The sequence below is a fragment of the Rhodococcus sp. WS1 genome (assembly GCF_003797745.1).
Classification (GTDB): Bacteria; Actinomycetota; Actinomycetes; order Mycobacteriales; family Mycobacteriaceae; genus Rhodococcus_F; species Rhodococcus_F erythropolis.
This window is the reverse complement of record NZ_RKLZ01000004.1, coordinates 111,244-131,448: the sequence shown is the minus strand read 5'-3', so window position 1 is coordinate 131,448 and position 20,205 is coordinate 111,244. Positions and strand designations below refer to the sequence as shown.

Sequence of the window (20,205 nt, the reverse complement as noted above, 5' to 3'; positions counted from 1 at the left end):
GACGCGACAAATTAGAAGATTCACTTTGTTCTGTCCGGTGCGAATGCAGCAGATAAACCCAAACTCTGGCACGTCTTTTGACTCAGATTAGGGTCGAGAGCGAGTATCGCGGGCGAGGCCCCGTCAGGAGTTTCGCACGGGGTTGGTGAGTCGCATCACGGACGTTCGCATATATGAACGGCGGTTCGGATTCAACGTGTACTATGTTATGTGACCCGAAGCACAGCGTCAACGGGTCTGCCAAATGTGGGGGCTCTCCGCAGACCGTCCTCACTGAAGATGCGCCTCACGTAGCGTCAGGCGTGCAGGCATGCTGGCACTTGTACGATGTCCACGGCCCGCTGACGCGCGGGCTACCAAGGTCATTTCTTTCGAAGTCATTTCTTTCGAACAAGACGAGCTCGTCGAAAGCAGGAAAAGATGCCACTTCAGGTCGCCTCATCGTCCGCCGTGGAGCACCGCACAGTTTCCCGGATTATGGGACTGGTCGAAGCCGTCGTAGCCAGCGAACCCACTGGTCTTCAACTGTCGGAACTTTCGAGGTCGGTTAACGCACCGAAGACCTCGGTGCACGGCCTCGCCAAGGGACTCGTGGCACTCGGTTACTTGCAAGAATCGTCAGGCCGCTACGTCTGCGGGCCGGCCATCGCGTCCTTGCTCGGACCAGCCATCGAGCACAGACGATGGCGGTCAATCGGAAACGAGCTGAGCCGACTGTCACAAAGGTGGAATGAGACTGCGATGATTGGGGTTCTGGTAGGGGATTCAGTTGTGTACGTGCAATCCGTCGAATCGACACACTCGCTGCGCGCAGCGATGCCACTGAACACCAGGGTTGAGCTATGGCCAGCCAGTAGCGGCAAATGTCTGTTAGCTTTCATGTCAACTCGCCTCCGAGACAACTACCTCGCCAAACTCGGCATCGTCGATGACGCCTATCGAGACGCCTTGATGGAGATTGCGAAAATTCGAGAGCAGGGAGTCGCGGTTAGCATCGGTACCGCAGCCCCTGTTGGAATGTTTGGTATTTCAAGCCCGGTTGTCACGCCGGGCGGGCCTGTAACCATGACCGTCTCTATGACCGGCCCCGAGGTTAGGCAGATCGAAAACTTGGACGACATCGCAGAGGACGTCCGAAGAACCGCAGCGTTGCTGGCGGTCAGCTGATCACATGATTCGTGGACCTTAATTGCGGTACACAGTGGCGGGCGGTCCTCCTTAGCAGGGCTGAATGTGCCAGGGGTAACTGTAGTGAAAATTCCGGGTCTCGATGGCGGCGCGTCGTTGGCGTGCGCTGACATATTTTCCGCTGATGCATTCTCTAAAGTAGAGCAGTTCTTCGAAAAGAATGCGGTCGAATCTTTCGATATTCTCACTGCTTTTTGGTACGCTGGAAGCTCGTTTGCATGAGATGCCCATTTCGACATTGAAGCCTATCATTAATAGTGTGAACTTATTACAGACTCCACAGCTCACCTATTTCGACTGTGCAGAGTTTACAATTTCGATACAGGAATTACAACGACAACACAACTTACGTCCTCCTTCCCCCTATTGCTCCATGAGTGCTTTCCTCCACGCTGGATAAATGTTTCCCCACTACGAAGCAGGGTTTCGGTCGTCTCAAGAACCGCGTAAACCTCACCGGAAATAACGGTAACTATATCTATACTGTCTGTTTGGTGAAGTCCAGCAATATCGTTCGCTTCAGAAACAAGCGCATTTTCGTCTCCAAATAATTCAAGAGAATTCTTATATGCTTCGGGTCCGATAGCACTGTCGGGAGGAAATGTTACTATTCTGTATAGTGCACTACCGACCGGAGGCAAGAGGGACACCGTACCCGAAGGGATCCCAATTTCATCTATACCCGGGGGCATATTATCTATCTGCCATAGATTAATTGTGGTATATGCTGGCGTAGCTAGCTTTGAATCCGCATTTTTGTCGATTAATATTGCCGACTTCCCGTGTTCATCAAGCCCTGCAACAACAAGGCGCGCGTCAGTCAGTGAACGATTATTGCCCATTGCGATTTGTCCGATCTTTTCATGCTCGTAGATGACAAAAAATTTGAGATCTTCTCCAACTTGCCCGGTAAGAAACCCTCCATTCCTCCATTTTCTTGTGATATTGTGGAAATATTCCAGGACACTCACGGATCTGCATGCTAAAAATAACCTCGTGTGGGTGCACCCACACAGAATTTCCGCCCGATTCTTACATCATGGACCATATTTGAGCTCTATAAATTCGCACCCAAATATTTCCGTAAACGAATGTTAGAACAATTGCGGCGCTAATCTCACCGCGGGATTCACAACCCCTCTCATAGGGCGGCATGGGAATTCTCTAAAAACAAATGCGACAGGAAATGCCTAACTCGCAGCATTTCCATCCCGATCGTTCCTATTTAGGAACGATCGTTCAGCATGGTGGTCTGACTGTAAGTTGGATCACGAACGCTGTCAACGGGCAATTTCGTGACGGTCGACGTTCACCCTGGTCCGGGCCTTTGACAGGGACCGTCAAGTTTGCTGATCCGACAATGTGGGACTATGACGCCGTTACGTCGTCCCGTTCTCCGGACGGACATCTCTTGAGGTGCGACTACGCCATCGAAATGCCCATACGGGAGGATCAAGTTCCAGGCGGGCGAGCGCCGGGAGTCAAGGTTACGATTCGGGCCTGGAATGCGAGATTGAGTCGCCGGCAGCTGGACGCAGAGCGCTCTGAACTCAGGACTCGTGGTATCCGGCCAAAAGACCGCGGCACGATCAGTGGGGTCCGACAGCCCTGGCGGCTGGCAGTCCGCCAACGCGAGCGGACGATGAATAGGCCCCCTCAGTCGTTGCAACACAGGGCTTCTCGTCAGCGCTCAACAAATCCCTAAGCGTCAAATTGCCTGATCATCGTAGTCCTGTCCGGCCATCAGATCGAGATGCGTACTCAATTCCAGCCTTGGGATCGATGTCACCGAACAGAACCCGGCAAGCCTGAACGCCATTCGATGCGATGCCCTGGCACCCCCGAAACTGCCGAAACCCAAACAACTTGACAGCACCAACCGAACGCCCAACTCTGGATTCTTAACCACCACAACCGGATCGGGCAGATTCCCATTGCGACTCTACGCCGGTGCCACCGCAAATTTGAACTCCGCCGTGTTGATCGGCTCCGCAACACGCACTCAAGGTGGACGCTCTGGAAGGTGGTCGTTTGGTGAGCCACTCGGCATCAGAACACTCACACCAAAGCCGTTGTACCTTCGCCCTATTCTCTTGATCACCCGGCCGGCGGCACGCAGATCGGGCCAGGCTTGTCAGACACCCCTACACGATTGGCTCTGACCCAGTCACGCAATCGCGCCCGCAGATCGGAATGCAGCGTAACTTCGTGAGCTCCTGTGTGCGGCGGTTGGACCGCGTTTTTACCCGACGCCCCTCCGGGGCGAAACACTACGAAAGTCCTATCGTTTCCTACAAGCATGACAAACAACGACTCGCTCCGCGGGCAGGCTCAGACTTGCCCTTTGCGATCTCCTTGAGGGCCGCCTTGTCTAACTCGGTGTCGGCGACGAATTCTGGAGCAGGGCGTTCTCGTTCTCGAGCTGCTCGAACTCCTTGGCTCCCTCGGGTTTCAAGCCGCCCTACTACTCGCATCGGTCGTCGGGGTGTCGATCCAAGATATTGGGTTGTCCAGCAATCTCCTCGACCTGGGCGATCTTGGCTGCGAGTTCGACGTAGGCGGATGGCCTGTTCAGGTATGTGCCGTCTCTTCTAGTCCTTGAGTTGGAGCTTTCATGGCCTTGATCAGGACGGAACGGCGTCTCACACCCTGTGGGGCACTCGTCGGGAAGCAGACCAGATTGAGGGCGAGAGATCAGTTTCCGTTCGTGCGGCAGGTCATTGACACTATGCCCCCCGTCACATACGGTCAGAACGAGCGAATCCGAATCGTCGTTCGTATATACGAACATGAGGTGATCGGTGTGCTTGCTGATCCTCGCGCCGAGGCGCAAACAGGACCCAGCCCATATTCGCCCCTTGAGTAAGGAAGTTATGAATCCCATTGAAACACTGGGCGTCTCCACGCCTTCATTCGTCAGCGGTTCGAAAAAACTATTCATTGGAGGTGAATGGCTCGAACCGGCTTCCGGTCGCGAGTTCGGCGCTGTAAATCCCGCTACCGGTGAGGTCCTTGCGCACATCGCTCAAGGCGACGGCATTGATGTGGATCGCGCAGTCAGAGCTGCGCGTCAGGCTTTCGAAGGGGAATGGAGCAAGTGGTCACCTTTCGATCGTCAAAGGTTGCTACTCCGTGTCCATGACGTAATTGAGAAAAACTTTGACGAACTGGCATTAATCGAAACATTGGATATGGGATCCCCACTCTCGCGAACTAGAGGGCTTAAGAACTGGGTCTCACAACTAATTTTGTTCTACGCCTCGCAGACTGGATCAGCGTCCACAGAGAGCTTGCGAAGCTCGATCGGCGGACAGTTCACAGCGAAAATTAAAGCTCCGATAGGGGTCGTTGGCGGGATTATTCCGTGGAATGGTCCTATCATGAGCCAGTGGTATATTCTGGGTCCCGTCCTCGCCACTGGATGCACGGCCGTACTTAAGCCGGCCGAAGACGCTTCACTGACGGTATTGAGGGTTGCAGAATTACTGACAGAGGCTGGCGTGCCTGACGGAGTTGTTAACATTGTCACCGGCTCTGGAGCAAGCGCGGGCGCTGCGCTTGCTGCACACCCTGATGTCAACCGATTGTCTTTCACCGGCTCGACAGAGACCGGGCGAAAGATCATCGAGGCTTCGGCGGGAAACATCAAGAGAATCCAACTTGAACTGGGTGGCAAGTCGCCAGATATCGTCTTCGGCGACGCAAACCTCGACATTGCTGTGCCAGGAACAGCCATGGGCGTCTTCGGAAACAGTGGGCAATTTTGTACAGCAGGAACGAGGCTTTATGTACAAAATAATATTCATGATGAATTTCTGGATCGACTTCAGGTTTTCAGTAATAGCCTCAAGACTGGAAATGGTCTAGACGCCGACGTGGACCTCGGTCCCTTGATTTCTCAAAAGCAGCTCGACCGGGTGTCTCGGTATATCGAAATCGGCCAGCGAGAGGGTGCGAAACTGGTTACCGGCGGCAAAGTAGAAACGGGCATCTCCGCAACAGCAGGCGGATTCTTCGTCGAACCGACCGTATTCTCAGGTGTGGAAAACAGTATGACAATAGCGCGTGAAGAAATATTCGGTCCAGTCATTTCGGTGATACCGTTCGAAGACGAAGAAGAAGCACTCCGTCTGGCCAATGATACTGACTATGGTCTCGCGGGCGGAGTTTGGACTGAGAGTTTTTCGACCGCGCACAAAATGGTGGAAGGTATCCAGGCCGGCACGATTTGGGTAAATTGCTATGGCGCGCTAGACCCCGCCGTCGGCTTCGGAGGCTACAAAACCAGCGGCTATGGATGGAAAGGTGGACCAGAGCATGTCGAGAGCTTCCTTTACCAGAAGGCCGCTTACATGAATATCGGATAAAAATGAGACAGGCTAAACCGGGTCCATAAGCGATCTCTTACGTATATTCAGGGAAATCGCTGCCAATTGATAACCCGACATACGACCGCATCGGAACTACTCATGCCATTTGCAATAATCAAATTGCATCGAATGGCAATTTCTAATTCTAATCTTCACGAGCGAGTACGAATAACCACACGAAAGGACATAATGCCTAATATTGCGGATGGAAAATTTGTTGTCGTAGGTGGAGCCAGCTTGCTTGGCTCGCATATCGGGGAGCAACTGCTTTCCGAAGGCGCACGCGAGGTGATTCTGGTCGACAATCTTGCACTCGGTGTGACTCAGAACATTGAACATCTGGTCGAAGATAAACGTTGCACATTCCTGCGAGGGGATGCACTTCGGTTGAACGAATTATTTGATCCCTTCACTGCTACGGATGGCGTCTTCAACCTAGCGGGGTTCCTGACCAAACCGATGTCTGCGAATCCTTGGTTGGGCATCGATGTCAATATTCGCGGCGCCCAGAATATCCTCGAAGCATCACGTATTCAAGGCGTAAAAAAAGTGATATTCAGCTCGACAACGGGTGTATACGGCGCAGCAGGAGACGCCCCCATCAGTGACGACACCCCACTTCGATGGCAAAACCTTTCACCAAGCCTAATTTTGTATTGCACCTCTAAGATCATGGGAGAGGGGCTTGGACGAATGTACAGCGAAGCGCACGGTGTTGACTTTTTGGCGCTTCGGTACTCCGCAGTTTACGGAGAGCGTCAGCATAAAAGAGCGCTCGACGCGACGCGAATGGTTGATGCATACGAGCGCATTCGCTCCGGCGTGCCGGCAATAATTGAAGGTGACGGAACAGGAGTTCAGGACTACGTATACGTTGGCGACGTTGCCCGCGCAAATCTGCTGGCTATGCAAAGCAGCGCGACTGGCGGTGGTATTAACATCGCGACGGGCGTAGACACTACTCAGCGGCGGATCATCGAGCTAATCACTAAGGCATGCAACTCCGACCTTGCGCCCATCTTCAAGAAAAACCCCACGCAAATTGCGATGCCCACAACGAATAAACATCCATTCGAAATAAGCAGCGCAGAACGACTAATCGGATGGGCACCTACGATTTCCATCGAAGCTGGAATTGAACGGCTTGTGAGCTGGCTCGACCAGCAGGATTACCAACATCCGACTCCGACTATCCAGCCGTAACCGAGCGGCGCCCCGAAAAATATCGGGGCGCCGCGTCCCCTCATGCGACAGAACTGATCGACGTCGAGGTTGTCAACACCTATCGACCATGCTTATCTAAAAAATAGCCGCGCCTTCTGGTCGACCGTAACTTACGAACAAAAATACACTGAGGGTTGGACATCTTTACTTGCAAAAGTCTAAACTGGGTGTAACACTCAACTCTCTTTGATTAATAATTGGGATTTTCTATTTCGGCTCAGGATTAGGATTAGTATGGAAAACTCTCGCGAGATTGTCCGTGATCCTGCTGTAGTTTCAGCAGATTCACAATCTACTGATGGCCAAAAAAGATCGTTGCGGCGAGTAATCGGATCCGCGACCGCTGGAACTTTCATCGAATACTACGATTTCGCAATTTACGGTGCGCTAGCCCCGGTGCTCGCACATGTTTTCTTTCCAAATGCCGAACCCGTTGTCGGCCTGCTGAGCACCTTCGCTGTGTTCGCTGTCGCATTTGTGGCAAGGCCGCTCGGAGCTTTCATTTGGGGTCCGGTAGGCGACCGGATCGGCCGAAAGAAGACACTTTCTTTCATTATATTGCTAATATCGATAGCCACCGTACTGATCGGGTTGATACCAAACTACGATTCTATAGGTATTATTGCACCGATACTTCTTATTGCGTTGCGCTTGATACAAGGAATATCTGCGGGCGGTGAGCTAGCCGGTGCCGCTCTTTTCGTAGCGGAACATGCCCCAGATCGAAAGCGGGGATTTCTCGTCAGTTGGCTGCAGGTTGCTACAACTGCGGCATACATATCAGGAATTTCAATTGCTGCGTTGGTCGCAACCCTGCTGCCCGAGGAATCGATGCAGTCCTGGGGATGGCGGATACCATTCCTACTGGCCGGCCCTGTTGGCGTAATAGGTCTGTATATACGATTAAAAGTGGACGAGTCACCCAGCTTCGAGTCCGCAAAAAATGGTTCGATAAATTCGAAAGAAACACCATCGCGACGTTCAGAGAAGACACTAAAACCGAAGGTTTGGGGCGTAGAAAATGTCCGAGATATGGTTGTTGCCGCGGCTTTCTACATGCCAACGATGGTAAGTTTCTACTTGCTGATGACCTTCATGCCCACATTCCTCAAGAAAGAGATGAATTTTTCAGCGGCAACTGCGCTGTCTATGATTTCTATTGCGGGATTGATTCAAATGGTAGCTATTTTGCTATTTGCGATCGCATCCGATTCAATTGGCCGACGCATGATGCTGCGCCTCACAGCGGGGGGATTCGCCCTCCTAACATATCCAGCTTTTCTGTTATTGGAAAGCGGTGAATTCGGAAAAGCCATTATGGGCCTGATTCTCTTGGTAATTCCGACGGCTGCCGCCTCGGCAAATAGCCTCACTCCGGCCCTTGAGCGGTTCCCTACTCGTATCAGATTCACCAGTTCGGCTATTACTCTTGGTCTGTTGGTAGCGATCTTCGGAGGGACAGCGCCTTACATATCACTATTCCTTACCGAAAAAACAGGTAGTCCACTTGCTCCGGGATTTTACCTAATATTGACCGTGATTCCATCATTGGTTGCGTCGTTCTTCGTTCGAGAAACGGCCAACCGACCTCTGGTTGCCTGATCGCTCTGACCGGACGGTTATTGGGCGCCCCCACTCCTAGCCTTCCGTTCGATCGACCCGCAGGACCGGGAGCGCCAAACGAACGGGCACCAGTAATATGACTGGAGTCATCGCTGCCAACATAACCGGCGAAGGCGGTGAACTTGCATAGCGTTCCGATTCCGACGTTGCCTGATTTGGATTTTTCAATCCCGCTGATTGCTGCTGTCGAGACGGATACGTTGAGGCCGTCCAAGCCTACGGTTTTTTGGGCGGGTTTGGTTGATCGTGGTTTCGGAAGATGCAGGGCCACTATATGTTTCCTTCATCTTCGTCGGTGAACGCAGCTTTGAGTGCGAGGTTGATCTCGTGGGTGTCGCGGGCGTCGGTTAGCATGACGGTGATGTCCTCGGTGAGCGGGGCACGCTTTTCGAGAGTCATTTTCCCGAGTGCGTCACTGTCGTCTGCGATGTCGATGCCCGGGGGCAGGGGGTAGACCCAGGAGTCGGTGCGCTCCTGCGGGCGTAGCTGTCCAGTAGGGCATGTCCGGTGGGCGTTCCCAGCAGTGCTGGGTGAAGATGGATGGGTGAATGCTCCAGCCGAACTGCCCGCCGACTATGCCCAGCTTCTCGATCATCTCAAGTCGCAAGTTCGGCAAGCGCGTGTGCGCGCCACCCGAATCGTCAACACCGAACTGCTCACCCTCTATTGGGACATAGGGCACGCAATCGTGCAGCGCCAGGAGGCCGAGGGCTGGGGTTCAAAGGTGATCGACAAGCTCGCCGCCGATCTTCGATCAGCCTTTCCCGACATGCGTGGGTTGTCGCGGACCAATCTGAAGTACATGCGGCAGATGGCGAGCATCTGGGGTCGCGATGCAATTGGCCAACAACCTGTTGGCCAACTGCCGTGGGGTCATGTGACGGTATTGCTCGACAAACTCGATAACCGGTCCGACCGCGACTGGTATGCATCGGCCGCTGCGGAACACGGATGGTCGCGCAATGTACTGCAAAATCAGATCAACAGCGGTTTACGGCGCAGGATCGGTGCGGCACCGTCGAATTTTCAGGACCATCTTCCGGCCGAGGATTCCGATCTCGCTCAACAGTTGGTGCGTGACCCGTACGTCTTCGATTTTCTCGATATCACCAAACGTGTCGCGGAGCGGGAACTGGAGTCCGCACTGATGCGTCGCCTGGAGCAGTTCCTCCTTGAGCTGGGACACGGGTTCGCTTTTGTCGGGCGCCAATACCATTTCGAGGTCGGTGATCAGGATTTCTATATCGACTTGCTGTTCTTCAACTGGGTGCAAGCGAGGTTTGTTGTCGTCGAGTTGAAGGTAGGCAGGTTCGAGCCGGAGTATGTCGGGAAGCTCGGCTTCTACGTTTCGTGGATCGACGACAACCTCCGCAACAAGGACGTCCACGCACCGACTGTGGGGATCTTGCTCTGCGCGGGCCGCAACGACAACGTCGTCCGGTATTCACTTGCCGGGACAACTGCACCTCTCGCGGTAGCCGACTACACCTATGAGACTCTCCCCTCCCAGGTTCGCGATCTCGTCCCTACCGACGACGAGATCGCGGCAGCTGTGGAAGCCACCGTCTCCGAACTCGACTCCCAACTGCCCGTCAAACCTGACAACTCCGGCTGAGAGGCGCCATTCGATTCCGAACCTGGCCGACATATCCTCTGGTGCCGAGAACCCTACCGATGTTTCGCACGAGGATCTGCGAACGAGATGCCTTGTCCTGCCCGGTGCGTCGAGGGGCAGGGCAGTTCTATGTCCAGCAGTTCTATGTCCAGTCGATGTGGACGGATTCGATGGAATCGAAGTGAAATCCGAAAGTGTCGCCGTACTGGTCGAATCCCTTGTTTTCAGGGTAGTCCATCGTGGCGTGACGTTCGAGGATGGCAACCACCCGGGCGTGATCGTCGTTGGCCAAAGCCATGGCGAGTTCTCGTGTTTCGTCGAGACTGAAGGGGCTGTCGGAGTTCGCGAAGTCGAGGGTGCGCACTCGATAGTCGTAACCTTCTTCGGAACCGTTGCGGACGGACACTCCCCCACGGACTCGGATGGTCGCCTTTTTGGGTTGTCCGTCGGGTCGCAAGACGCCGGCGCGGTCCATGATGTCGCGGGCTTTGACGTTCTTGAGTTTCTTTTTCGCGTCCGCACGTAGTTCGTTGGTTTCCCCGGAGCGGTAGCGAGAGACCGCTGATCGTGAACGGCCGATTTTCTTTGCGACAGCGTCGATTCCGCCGAGGCGTTCGATGGCTGCTCGCCGTTGTGCGCGTTCGGTGACGTCGGGGTGTGGGATTCGTCCTTGCTGCGCCCAGCGGCGCAGTGTTCGGTCTGAGGGGGGTTTTCTTCCTGCGTCGACAGCTGCTTGCCGTAGGCCTTCTTTGCCGATTTCGGTACGAATCTGGCGTACGGAGACTTTGCTGGTGAGTCCGGCCAATCCCCCGCTTTTGACTGATTTGGATTTTTCGATACCGTTGGTCGCTGCTGTCGAGACGGATACGTTGAGGCCGTCCAAGCCTACGGTTTTTTGGGCGGGTTTGGTTGATCGTGGTTTCGGAAGATGCAGGGCCACTATATGTTTCCTTCATCTTCGTCGGTGAACGCAGCTTTGAGTGCGAGGTTGATCTCGTGGGTGTCGCGTGCGTCGGTTAGCATGACGGTGATGTCCTCGGTGAGCGGGGCACGCTTTTCGAGAGTCATTTTCCCGAGTGCGTCACTGTCGTCTGCGATGTCGATGCCCGGGGGCAGGGGGTAGACCCAGGAGTCGGTGACGGTGCGCAGTGGCCATCGGCCGGTTTCGCGCGCGATGCGCATTGCGACGCGGCGGCCTCGCCAGCGGCAGTGTGCGATGATCGCTGCTCGCCAGAGCGGTTGGTGGTGGTGTTGCATTTGTTTGGCGGTCCACATGTCGGGGTTGACCATTCGGCCGATGTAGCCCTTGTAGCAGGCGCCGATGAACCGTTTCATTGCTGTGTCGCCGGTGTCGACGGCAACTTTGCGGGCTTCTCTCAAGATTTTCGCCCACTTGTCGAGGGCTCGACCTTGTTCGGGGTAGACCCATGCTTCGGTGATGTCGAGGTCGTCGAGTTCTGCGCCGATTCCGCCATCTGCGATGGACGTTTGCAGTGCGTCGAGGCTGACGGTGGTGATCCAGGTTTGCACAGGTTGGTCGGCGAGCATGTGTGGGTGAGGCAACGGCAGAGCGGGTGGGAGCGTCAACGTGTCACCGGGCGGGAGGGTTACACGCCAGAGTCCGAACGGGGTTTTCGATCGACGGGCAGCGTCGAGCGCGTTCTCGCCGCGAAGATGTCGAGGTTTTCCGTAGCCGAATTCGAGCATGCCAGCGGAAGCGAGGTACGCAGCTCGTTGATCTATCGATACCAGTTGTGTTGCGTCGGAAAGTTCTTCGAGGTCAGGGATGCGGGTCCATCCGACTGCAGGTTCAAGATCTCCGCGAGGTTCACCGTCGAGGGGTGGGACGGGTCCACGGACGGTGACGACGATTCCTTTACCGCTGCGGGTGCGGTCGCGTTTGATCTTGTCGACGATGGCGGCACCGGTGCGTGCTGGAGTGGGGCCGGGTAGTACGCCGAGGTACTGTGTGCACCAGGCGAGTCGGCGTCCCAGTTCCTGCGCAGCGGGGAGGTCGTCGTCGGGGAGGTAGGTTCCGGCGGTGGGTGATCCGAGGATTCCCATGTCTCCCACGCGATTGCCCCATCCGAAGTCTTTGTTCCAGTACGTCCACACGTAGGGTTCGATGAAAATGTCGACCATGGATGTGAAGTTCCCGGTGGTGCGGGAGAGGTGAACGACGTGGCCAGGCTCCCCGCGGAGCTCCCATCCTGCGGTCAGCATCGGGGTCAGTGTGGCATGGAGGATCGCTGTGAGTTCTACGGCGGCGCGTGTGCGGAGAATTTCCATATCGTCGACGTCATCTTCGCTGCCTGGGTCGATGATCCATCCGAGCATTTCGCAGGCTTCGATTCCGACGATCCAGATCTGTGCCGGTGCGCCCAGTGGGGTCAGGGTTGCCCATCTGATCAGTTTGTCGAGTTTTTCGATGGAATCTACTGGGCCGGTGAGTGTGTGGCCGGATGGTGTGTAGGTGCCAGCTGCCGTGACAACGACGGCGTGGCCGTCTGCCGACTCGCCGGCGGGAGGTAGGGCGACGGGTTCGGTTGTGTCGAGTTCGGACGCCTGGGTGGGTTCCGAGTCCACTTCAACAGCGGATTTGCCGTGGGGAAGATTAGGTTCAGTGTCTGAGGCCGGTGTCGATGGCGTGTCCACACCTGGGCAGTCTGGATCGACGCTTTCGCCAGTTGCCGTTTCGGCTTCTACCGTCACGTCGAGGCGATCGGCCACAGTCGGTGCTTGGTCGTCCATGTCAGCATCGGATTCCGGCGTTGCGGCCTCGTCGAGCTCGAAGAGGGCTTGCTCAGTGTCCAATTCAGGGCCATCTGCCATTACCTTGTGGTCTGGAAGAGCATCGAGGTCGAACAAGGGCATCTGCTCCCACTTTTTCACCGCCACAGCTGCCCCATCCCCGCTACTGACGTCCTCATGATTCGAGATCGAATGCGGATCGCAGCGCCCTGCTCAACAACACTTCCTGAGCTGGCAGCAGAAATCCTCGGTTCGCACCGAGTGCGGAAACAGGGAGCGTCGTTATAGCGTCGCAGTCGGCAACCGATCCGTCCTCGACGCCGTTGCCTTCACCGAGGGACAGTTCCGTCGACAACCCCCGCCCCTTCGAACGAATGGGGGCAACAGTGACCGTCGCGAGGTGGGGCCGAACCAGCTCCCTTGTCAGAACCAAAACCGGCCAGAGCGTTTCGAGCTGTGCGTCATGAATTGGGCGCACTCAGTTCTTCTTCCCATGCGCGGCGGCGATATTCACATCGCTACTCGTTTCGGTGCCATCAGACAAGATCTCCACATCTCGGACCGCAAGCTGTCGACGCTGCTCGCGCTCCAACGCTCGAAGTACTACTTGGGCACGACTTTTCGCGCGCCCGCCGCTGACTTCGCTGTCGAGAAAGGCCACGATTTCCTCGGGTAGGCGTACCGCGATCTGCGTACTCATAGCACGATGATACCAATTCGGGATGCATATCGGTACCGGTTGCACGCACCCATCTGTCGACTCGACCAGGAGACTCGTCTCGACCGACAGTAGCCTTGCCGCCATGGCAGACGACGCACGAGCGCGCTTGAGCTCGATCGGCTTGTCGGCATTCGTTTACTGGCACGCTGCGGAGTGTCGTGACTTGGGCGCGGAATGCTCGGCACGGGCGTCGTGGGCGTTGCGGCAGGGTTGATTGCGCGCATCCCGAGCTGCTTCAACGGCGTGGTCGGCATCGCTCACGCGGAGGAGGATCGCGGCACTGCTCGATCAGCAGTACGAAAACCTTGCGATAGTCAACGACTAAGGTGACGGTCTCCACGCAGCCGGCACGACTCTCAGAGAACTGCCGGGCGACGACTACTGAACCTTATCGCTCGAATCAGGGTCGTCGCTGTCTCCTGTTCTTCACTCCGAGTTCAATGCTTCGCGTGAGGTCCCCCAACCGCGAAGCGGCTTCCGTCAAGCGTTGAGTGGGGACATCGCCTCCCCGTCCGTGAAGGACTCGATTTCGCATTTCACGCAACATTTGCAGCTCCTCAGACTGCTCTTCCGACACCAACTTCGTCTCGACGAGCCGCCTTATCAAGCCCGGCAGCGGCTGGGGCTTTCTGCCATCGGACTCGTCTAGGTCGTTGAGTAGCGACTCAAGCACCACCCATGCGGTGACGAACCGACCAAGGGCCAAAGTCTCGGGAGAGTTTTCCTTCACATCCGATAGCGTCGTCCCTCGGAAATTCGACGCGTGTCGAGATCCCAACATCGCCCTGGAATATGCCCTGTACCTAGACGCGTCACCGGAGAGCATCAAATCTGCGAGCTGGTCAGCAACCGGTCGACGTTCAAAATCCTGCTCCAGCAGATCCAAGTAGGGCTTGATGGACCCTGCCGTCGCCGATTTCTGGTCGGCAAGAAAGGTGAACAACACGTCGACCCGCCCCAAAGTTGCGTCGGTGGGGTCGATTCCCGATGCCGCGAGACGCGTCCGAAGAAACTCGGCAAGTTCGTAGTGATCTCGAAATGGCGTTCGTGCACCAGCGACCCGCTGATCTCCTGCCATTTGAAGCTGTTCAAGCGCAATTTCCCCTGCCAGAACAAGACCGTTGAGCTGATCGAGGAGCCCATATTCCGACGTCGACAGCTCGCCCTCCAGCGGTTTATACACGAGATCGTGTTCCACCTCGGACCACGCGTGCATGAGGACGGAGGCAACTTGCACCTCGATCAGAGCGGATGCGTATCTTTGCTGCTCCGCGCTCAGTCTTGATGACGGAATGTGAACGCGAAAGTGTCTTGCGCCATAGCCCGAGAACCTCGGCGGGCGCACTGGTGTGGACGCCAAGGGTAATGCCGCACCGCCGCTTGTAGCAGACGGGGTGATCCCAATTGGATTTCCCGTCGAAGCGTGCTTAGAAGGGAAAGCCTTCGCGTGATGCACATCCAATACCGATCGAATGATCTGCTCTGCCTCGTCCATCTGCCCGGGGAAATAGAGGGCGACACGCACGCCAGCCAAGTCCACGATGTCCTTCTGAATATCAGCGGCAGAATCGTATGAATTGTCCAGGTTTCGTTGCCGGAGCTTGTCGAGCAGTCGGTCGACAGACTTGGCCCGGCTCGTGACAATTGCCCGGAGACCGGAACTGCCCAGCTCAGCCTCCAGCAGGCTACGCGCTGTACGGGCCGAGGCTTCCCAAAAGTCGAACTGCCGCTCGTACTCTCCCACGAAGTCTTCGATGACTCCCATGTCCGCCTCTCTGCAGTCGCTACCTATGCCCCAAAGTCTATGGTTCGAGGCCGCGCCCACCCTCTGATGAGTCAGCTATCGCTGGCCTGCGTCGACCTGCATTCGGCAGCAGGCCCATGCCTAGCCCTCGTGGGCTAGTCGGGTTCCGGAGAATCTGTCGCCGGACGCTCTCTGGATCCACTTCGCACCATCGGCCGTGAAGTGACGGAACCCCTGTCGAACCCGAACGTGCCGATGCAGCAGCGGAACTGCTGTGTAGCGTCGGCGTCCCAGATGCTGTTTCTCGTATGTCGTCGTCCCCACACGAACTCTCCGGTGCCCTCCGGCAGCGCGCGCTCCTCGCGTCGGCGCTGGCCGCCACACCTAGGATTCTGATAGTCGACGAGCCGACGACGGCCCTCGACGCCACAGTTCAGGCACGCAACCTCTCACATCTCGGCCGACTGCGACAAGACGGAACAGCGCTGCTGCTCATCCGCCACCACCTCGCCGTGGTGGTAGCACTGGCCGGCCGCATAGCCGTCATCCAACACGGGCACATCATCGAGCAGAGCGCGTCACGGTAGATCTTGACGGCACCTGCTCACCCGTACACCTGAGCCCTGCTCGCGGCCAGCCCGAGCTCGCACACTCGCGGTCGACGGCTCACTGGCGAAGGGACAATCGCGTCCGAAGATACTTCTGCCGAACCGGTCCTGCCCCTCTCTGGAGTCGAGAACTCAGCTTCGGACCGGCACGCTGTCACCACGACGGCCCGACTTCCTCGCTGACGTCGAGAATTGCAGTACACCGTGTACACGGTTGGCAACGTCACCTCGAAGATAGAGTCCGGTTCCGCTCCCCTACTCACGACCTCGCCAGTGCGCGGACTACGCATCTGAGATCAAATACGCTTTCACTAGGTCGTCGATGCGCGAAGTGAAATCTCCTGGGTCCCCGAGTACCTGCATCACTTGACCCGCGCCGATAAATCCCGCACAGATTCGCTTCCAGACGCTGGGCGGCGAAGGCGGGAAGCTGTCCGTCTGCCATCGCGGTATTGACGAGTCGACTGACGAGTTCCACCCACTCACGGAACGCGGGCCGGGCGGTATCGAGACTTGCTTCTGTCGTGAGCCTGAGGCCAGCCCGGGCCAGGGCATCGTCAACTATAAGTGCCGCTGAATCGTTGAAGAATGCAGCCAGCTGCTCGATCGCCGGTATTGCTGATTCGTCGGTTAATTGTCGGGTTCGGCGGAGCGCGGTCAACCAGTGGTTGATGAGTTCTCGCGCAATCGCTTCCTTGGAATCGAAGTGGAAGTACACCGCTCCTTTCGTGGAGGCAGCCTCCGCGATGATTGCGTTCAACGAGATAGCGGCATACCCATCGATCGAGAAGGTTCGTGCAGCTGCCCTGAGGATCTTTACCTTCGTGTCGTGCCGCTCGTTGTTGTCGGGGTCGGTGACGTTGTGCGGACGGAACGATCAAGTGGAGTCGGTCGTCTGGGTTAGTCAATGCGGGTTCTTCACCTGCAATCTGAGGAGACTCTGCTGTGGTCACCCTCCATGATGGCGCGTTTCCTGCCCCTCGGAGACTTTGGCGCTGCTGGGTTCCGGCGCTACTCACGCTGTAGTGACGAGTTGGTCGGTGAACTGGGTATCGGAGGCTCGCATGTCGATGAGCGGCGGGTAGTCGAAGCCAGCAGCTCGGGCCGCGGTATCGAACTTTTCGTATCGACGCCACGAGGTCGATGTTGCAACAGGCGGGTTGGATGTCTGGGCGATCATCTCCCAGGTGAGAGTCGGGTCCGCGAGCTTGCGTCGTGCGGTGTCCTTGACAGCGTCGGGCAGGTCCGATGTGGCAATGAATCATTCGAGTTCGGCGTGCGCCACCGCCTCTGGGTTCGACGGCTCCGGGTCCACTGAGGACCCCGTTTGTTCGGAGGGGCTCGGATGCGGAGCGCTTTCCGGCGCGCCATGCGTTTCTACGACGCCTAAAGAATGCTGGGCTCCTACAGCTGTTTCGCTGCGCATGACGACGCTTTGCGTAGCAACCGCACCCACACCCACACCCACACCCACACCCACACCTGCGGCAGCATTGTCGATCTCGATCTTGTAGTCGGAATATGCATACCCGTTGCTTTGATCAGGATTCCCAGACCGTGCGTGAAGGCGAGTACGAGCACCGGCGGGATGACCGCGATCATGGCTGCAACGGCTGGGGCGAGAGGCGAGTAGCCAATACTCTGACCTGCCGCGACGGCCTGTTGCGCAACTGTTGCAGAGTGGAACGCATGGTAGGCGTTCCCGAGGATGCCGATCGCGACCACCGCAACAGCAACAGCAACGTAGAAGTACTTGTCGCGCCGATGCATCTTCAGTTTGCTCAGAATGACGATGGCCACGGTGGATCCGAAGATTGCACTGTCAACGATGACGGGAAGATCCACGCGAGGTTTTCGGGGATGGTTCCTTGGCGCGCGAGGTCCCGCTGAACTGCAAAGGAAAGGACAAATGCGCCGGCGGTGATTCTTATCGCGATGAAAATCGCGATGAAAATCGCGATGAAAATCGCGATGAAAAGTGAGGCGATCAGTGCTCCAAGCTGGATCCGCGCTGCGCGCAGACTAAAATCACCCATGATCGGGTTTTCCTTCCTGCAAGGGGGGTTCTCGGTCTGGAGTCCCGCTGGTTGCCGCCGGCGGGACTCCTCCTGGTTTCGGAAGATTCTTCTGGTTGAACTCCTGCGTTTCGTCCGCGTTGCGCACGGAGAGGGTTGACAGCGATTTCTAGTGGTCGCATCCGAGCGTCGACTAATGCTTTCTGCGTCGCACTTAAAGCACACGTCGGGGATGTCGTTCCAGCTGCGTGCGTGTTGATCTCAGAGGGACGTGGGGTGGTCTGCAATTTTGCGTGAGAATTGCGTGACTGCAGCGGATTGTTCACGCAATTTGCTCGAGGCTTTGCGCTGCCAAGGCTTCCGAGTTCTACAGAACGGAATGTCAGCAGATGGGAGGGACGTGGCATTGCACGCACCCAGCAAGGACTTCCCACCAGGGGCGGTTCGCTTCCCGCTCGCGCTCGATGGCCGGCCATATCGAGGTCCTTGGAATGCCTCCCGCGTGCATAGCCTATTCGGCTGTCGCGGTAAGCGCCTCTAACTAGGTCTTCCAGCCGACACACAAGATGCCCTCGCCCGTGACAGGACTCCATAACCAAGAATCAAAGACAATCTACGATTGCGTGCACGCAGTGCACTGCGTGCACGCAATCCGCTACAGTCCCCTGACCTTCAAGTATTCGTCCAGCGCAGCCTCGGTCATCGATGCCTCACTGATTTCGCGATCGCCAGTCTCGTACCGCAATTTGTCGACACCACGTCGGAGGCGATCTTTGGTCGATGGTTTGATGCGCGTGTTGTGGGTCATCGACAGCTTCTCCTCCTCATCTTTGCGGGCGCTGAGATCCGCTGAAGGCGATGGTGGCGTAGCTGCAGGTGCCGCAGGGGTCGCGTCTCCCCTGGGCGGACGTTCCGGGATGAGTTCAGCCGGATGTGTCTTACGAATGGCAGGTTCCCGCTTCACGCTCATGCCGGGGCTCCGATCACGATGGGCAACTCAGCGAGCAAGTCACTGTAGGCAAGTTGCAGCGTCAATGCTTTCCCGCCCTTGAACTGGTGGATCGGAGTGCGATTCGAGTGCGCGTCCTGGCGGGCCGCGAGTTCCGGGATCGATGTCTTGGCGACGAGTGAGCCGTAGGTTTCCCGGAGCTCGCTCTCTCTGAACTCATGTTCGCCGGTGGATCGCTTACGACTGATCACGATCTTGTCGAATTCCAGTTTCGGATTTGCCCGTTTACGAACGGTGTCGATTGTCTCTTCGAGCTTCTGAACGCCGCCGACACTGTCGATTGTGGGTTCAGTGATGGCGACGACGCCATCTGCTGCAATAAGAACCGCGAACAGCACCTTGCCCATATTGGGGGGGCAGTCGAAAAGCACAGCATCGTAAGGAGAAAGGTCGAGCCCTTCGAACGCAACGTCTAGGCGAAACACCAAGTCATTCGACCCATCCGATTCGATTTTGCCGAGCTCTTCGTCTGCGGGAATGAGGTCGACGCCATCCCATGGGGTGGCAATGATCGCCTCGGCTGCAATGCCTTCCCTGGTCTGGTTCATGAGGTGGTAAGCCGTCATCATGCCCTCTTCGAGAGTGACGCCAAGGCCGCCGGTCGTATTGCCCTGTTGGTCCATGTCGACGACAAGTACTTTTCCGCCGATCGCGGTGATGGCGCTGGCAAGCCCGAGAGTGGAGGCGGTCTTGCCTACGCCACCCTTCTGGTTGCCGAGTGCGATTTTGCGTGGCTGCATTGCGGACCTTTCATCGAGGGCGTTGACATTTGCGAGGCGTGCATTGCGTGTAATCCACGCGCTGCATGCAATATGTGCATTGCTTGCTGTGTGCGCAATCCACGCTGTACGTGGGTTGCATGCAGACTGTGCGTTACAAGCAATCTGAGCACTGCATGCCGCGTCTGCTCCGCTCGCTAACCACGCACACTGTGCATTACGTGCGCGCGTAGCGTAACACGCGTGTAATGCGTGACGTTCAAGCATTGCACTCTGTGCGTGTCTTGCACGATTTGCGTCGGGTGCACGCCTTGCGTCCAACGCGTGCAATGCGGACTATGCGTGCAGCGCACCCCGTGCATGTCGTGCTCGACATGCTATTCCTGCTCCGCATGCATGCCCCGCATCCTTTGCACGCAATGCTTACCTCGCACTCCAAGCACACATTACATGCAACGCACGGCATGCAATGCACGCACTGATCGCGGCGCTCCCTCCGCACGCACGCGGTGCTTTGCATGCGGTCCACACAACGCATGCAAAGCACGCACCGCGTCTTATACGAAGTATTCACGCATACCACGCAGCGCTAGCCGAACACGCCTTGCATGCATTGCA

The 20,205-nt window shown here is 56.6% G+C and carries 16 protein-coding genes and 2 pseudogenes; 7 read left to right on the top strand and 11 right to left on the bottom strand.

Annotation, left to right across the window (positions count from 1 at the left end):
- Nucleotides 1-420: 420 nt before the first annotated feature.
- On the top strand, nt 421-1,167 hold the full coding sequence (locus EEB12_RS28815) for an IclR family transcriptional regulator (RefSeq protein WP_141489027.1): 747 nt from the start codon (nt 421-423) through the stop codon (nt 1,165-1,167).
- Nucleotides 1,168-1,496: 329 nt separating this feature from the next.
- Here EEB12_RS28815 and EEB12_RS28810 read toward each other — a convergent pair whose 3' ends face one another.
- Nucleotides 1,497-2,159 carry a cupin domain-containing protein gene (locus tag EEB12_RS28810; protein WP_141489026.1) on the bottom strand — a complete coding sequence of 221 codons (663 nt, stop codon included), beginning with the start codon at nt 2,157-2,159 and terminating at the stop codon, nt 1,497-1,499.
- Between the two features lie 1,902 nt (nt 2,160-4,061).
- Here EEB12_RS28810 and EEB12_RS28805 point away from each other — a divergent pair.
- The 3 genes from EEB12_RS28805 to EEB12_RS28795 all read left to right on the top strand — a co-directional run bounded on the left by EEB12_RS28805 (nt 4,062) and on the right by EEB12_RS28795 (nt 8,384).
- The gene (locus EEB12_RS28805) at nt 4,062-5,555 is read left to right on the top strand and encodes an aldehyde dehydrogenase family protein (RefSeq protein ID WP_141489025.1); all 1,494 of its coding nucleotides are present in this window, start codon (nt 4,062-4,064) and stop codon (nt 5,553-5,555) included.
- A 192-nt stretch (nt 5,556-5,747) separates the two neighbouring features.
- The gene (locus EEB12_RS28800; RefSeq protein ID WP_181447590.1) at nt 5,748-6,761 is read left to right on the top strand and encodes an NAD-dependent epimerase/dehydratase family protein; all 1,014 of its coding nucleotides are present in this window, start codon (nt 5,748-5,750) and stop codon (nt 6,759-6,761) included.
- Between the two features lie 255 nt (nt 6,762-7,016).
- Nucleotides 7,017-8,384, top strand: a complete 1,368-nt coding sequence (locus EEB12_RS28795) for an MFS transporter (RefSeq protein WP_141489023.1) — start codon at nt 7,017-7,019, stop codon at nt 8,382-8,384.
- Nucleotides 8,385-8,675: 291 nt separating this feature from the next.
- On the opposite strand, the gene EEB12_RS28785 is transcribed toward EEB12_RS28795, so the two are convergent.
- Complete coding sequence (locus EEB12_RS28785) at nt 8,676-8,804, bottom strand: hypothetical protein (RefSeq protein ID WP_258537446.1); 129 nt, start codon at nt 8,802-8,804, stop codon at nt 8,676-8,678.
- Between the two features lie 145 nt (nt 8,805-8,949).
- Here EEB12_RS28785 and EEB12_RS28780 point away from each other — a divergent pair, with 145 nt between their 5' ends.
- Entirely contained in the window at nt 8,950-10,020 is a 1,071-nt protein-coding gene (locus tag EEB12_RS28780; protein WP_141489021.1) for a YhcG family protein, read from the top strand.
- Nucleotides 10,021-10,162: 142 nt separating this feature from the next.
- Here EEB12_RS28780 and EEB12_RS30705 read toward each other — a convergent pair whose 3' ends face one another.
- The 4 genes from EEB12_RS30705 to EEB12_RS28760 are packed head-to-tail and all read right to left on the bottom strand — an operon-like array spanning nt 10,163 to nt 13,471.
- Nucleotides 10,163-10,960, bottom strand: a complete 798-nt coding sequence (locus tag EEB12_RS30705; protein ID WP_141489020.1) for a hypothetical protein — start codon at nt 10,958-10,960, stop codon at nt 10,163-10,165.
- The gene (locus EEB12_RS28770; protein ID WP_141489019.1) at nt 10,960-12,894 is read right to left on the bottom strand and encodes a hypothetical protein; all 1,935 of its coding nucleotides are present in this window, start codon (nt 12,892-12,894) and stop codon (nt 10,960-10,962) included. The genes EEB12_RS30705 and EEB12_RS28770 overlap by 1 nt, the downstream gene beginning before the upstream one ends.
- Nucleotides 12,895-12,946: 52 nt before the next feature.
- Nucleotides 12,947-13,249, bottom strand: coding sequence for a type II toxin-antitoxin system PemK/MazF family toxin (locus tag EEB12_RS28765; protein ID WP_141489018.1), 303 nt, complete (start codon nt 13,247-13,249; stop codon nt 12,947-12,949).
- Nucleotides 13,250-13,471, bottom strand: coding sequence for a hypothetical protein (locus tag EEB12_RS28760; protein WP_141489017.1), 222 nt, complete (start codon nt 13,469-13,471; stop codon nt 13,250-13,252).
- 103 nt (nt 13,472-13,574) lie between these two features.
- Here EEB12_RS28760 and EEB12_RS30985 point away from each other — a divergent pair, with 103 nt between their 5' ends.
- Nucleotides 13,575-13,706 carry a hypothetical protein gene (locus EEB12_RS30985; RefSeq protein WP_258537445.1) on the top strand — a complete coding sequence of 44 codons (132 nt, stop codon included), beginning with the start codon at nt 13,575-13,577 and terminating at the stop codon, nt 13,704-13,706.
- A gap of 186 nt (nt 13,707-13,892) precedes the next feature.
- Here the strand turns inward: EEB12_RS30985 and EEB12_RS28755 are convergent, their stop codons facing one another.
- Nucleotides 13,893-15,257, bottom strand: a complete 1,365-nt coding sequence (locus EEB12_RS28755; RefSeq protein ID WP_141489016.1) for a GTP pyrophosphokinase family protein — start codon at nt 15,255-15,257, stop codon at nt 13,893-13,895.
- A 239-nt stretch (nt 15,258-15,496) separates the two neighbouring features.
- On the opposite strand from EEB12_RS28755, the pseudogene EEB12_RS28750 reads away from it, so the two are divergent.
- A pseudogene (locus EEB12_RS28750) lies at nt 15,497-15,823 on the top strand (ATP-binding cassette domain-containing protein); the annotation flags it as partial.
- A 280-nt stretch (nt 15,824-16,103) separates the two neighbouring features.
- Here the strand turns inward: EEB12_RS28750 and EEB12_RS28745 are convergent.
- From EEB12_RS28745 to EEB12_RS28730, 4 genes and pseudogenes are all read right to left on the bottom strand, one after another.
- Nucleotides 16,104-16,604, bottom strand: coding sequence for a TetR/AcrR family transcriptional regulator (locus EEB12_RS28745; RefSeq protein WP_258537443.1), 501 nt, complete (start codon nt 16,602-16,604; stop codon nt 16,104-16,106).
- 255 nt (nt 16,605-16,859) lie between these two features.
- A pseudogene (locus tag EEB12_RS31085) lies at nt 16,860-17,880 on the bottom strand (DUF2637 domain-containing protein).
- Between the two features lie 634 nt (nt 17,881-18,514).
- Complete coding sequence (locus tag EEB12_RS30970; protein ID WP_258537441.1) at nt 18,515-18,667, bottom strand: hypothetical protein; 153 nt, start codon at nt 18,665-18,667, stop codon at nt 18,515-18,517.
- Nucleotides 18,668-18,825: 158 nt separating this feature from the next.
- Nucleotides 18,826-19,608 (bottom strand): ParA family protein, encoded by a 783-nt coding sequence (locus tag EEB12_RS28730; RefSeq protein WP_141489163.1) that lies wholly within the window; start codon nt 19,606-19,608, stop codon nt 18,826-18,828.
- Nucleotides 19,609-20,205 lie beyond the last annotated feature (597 nt).

Bases quoted from the DNA above. Each gene is read 5' to 3' on its own strand.
- EEB12_RS28815 (WP_141489027.1), top strand. From the start codon at position 421: ATGCCACTTCAGGTCGCCTCATCGTCCGCCGTGGAGCACCGCACAGTT.
- EEB12_RS28805 (WP_141489025.1), top strand. From the start codon at position 4,062: ATGAATCCCATTGAAACACTGGGCGTCTCCACGCCTTCATTCGTCAGC.
- EEB12_RS28800 (WP_181447590.1), top strand. From the start codon at position 5,748: ATGCCTAATATTGCGGATGGAAAATTTGTTGTCGTAGGTGGAGCCAGC.
- EEB12_RS28795 (WP_141489023.1), top strand. From the start codon at position 7,017: ATGGAAAACTCTCGCGAGATTGTCCGTGATCCTGCTGTAGTTTCAGCA.
- EEB12_RS28785 (WP_258537446.1), bottom strand. From the start codon at position 8,804: ATGACTCTCGAAAAGCGTGCCCCGCTCACCGAGGACATCACCGTCATG.
- EEB12_RS28770 (WP_141489019.1), bottom strand. From the start codon at position 12,894: ATGCCCTTGTTCGACCTCGATGCTCTTCCAGACCACAAGGTAATGGCA.
- EEB12_RS28760 (WP_141489017.1), bottom strand. From the start codon at position 13,471: ATGAGTACGCAGATCGCGGTACGCCTACCCGAGGAAATCGTGGCCTTT.
- EEB12_RS30985 (WP_258537445.1), top strand. From the start codon at position 13,575: ATGGCAGACGACGCACGAGCGCGCTTGAGCTCGATCGGCTTGTCGGCA.
- EEB12_RS28755 (WP_141489016.1), bottom strand. From the start codon at position 15,257: ATGGGAGTCATCGAAGACTTCGTGGGAGAGTACGAGCGGCAGTTCGAC.
- EEB12_RS30970 (WP_258537441.1), bottom strand. From the start codon at position 18,667: ATGACCCACAACACGCGCATCAAACCATCGACCAAAGATCGCCTCCGA.
- EEB12_RS28730 (WP_141489163.1), bottom strand. From the start codon at position 19,608: ATGCAGCCACGCAAAATCGCACTCGGCAACCAGAAGGGTGGCGTAGGC.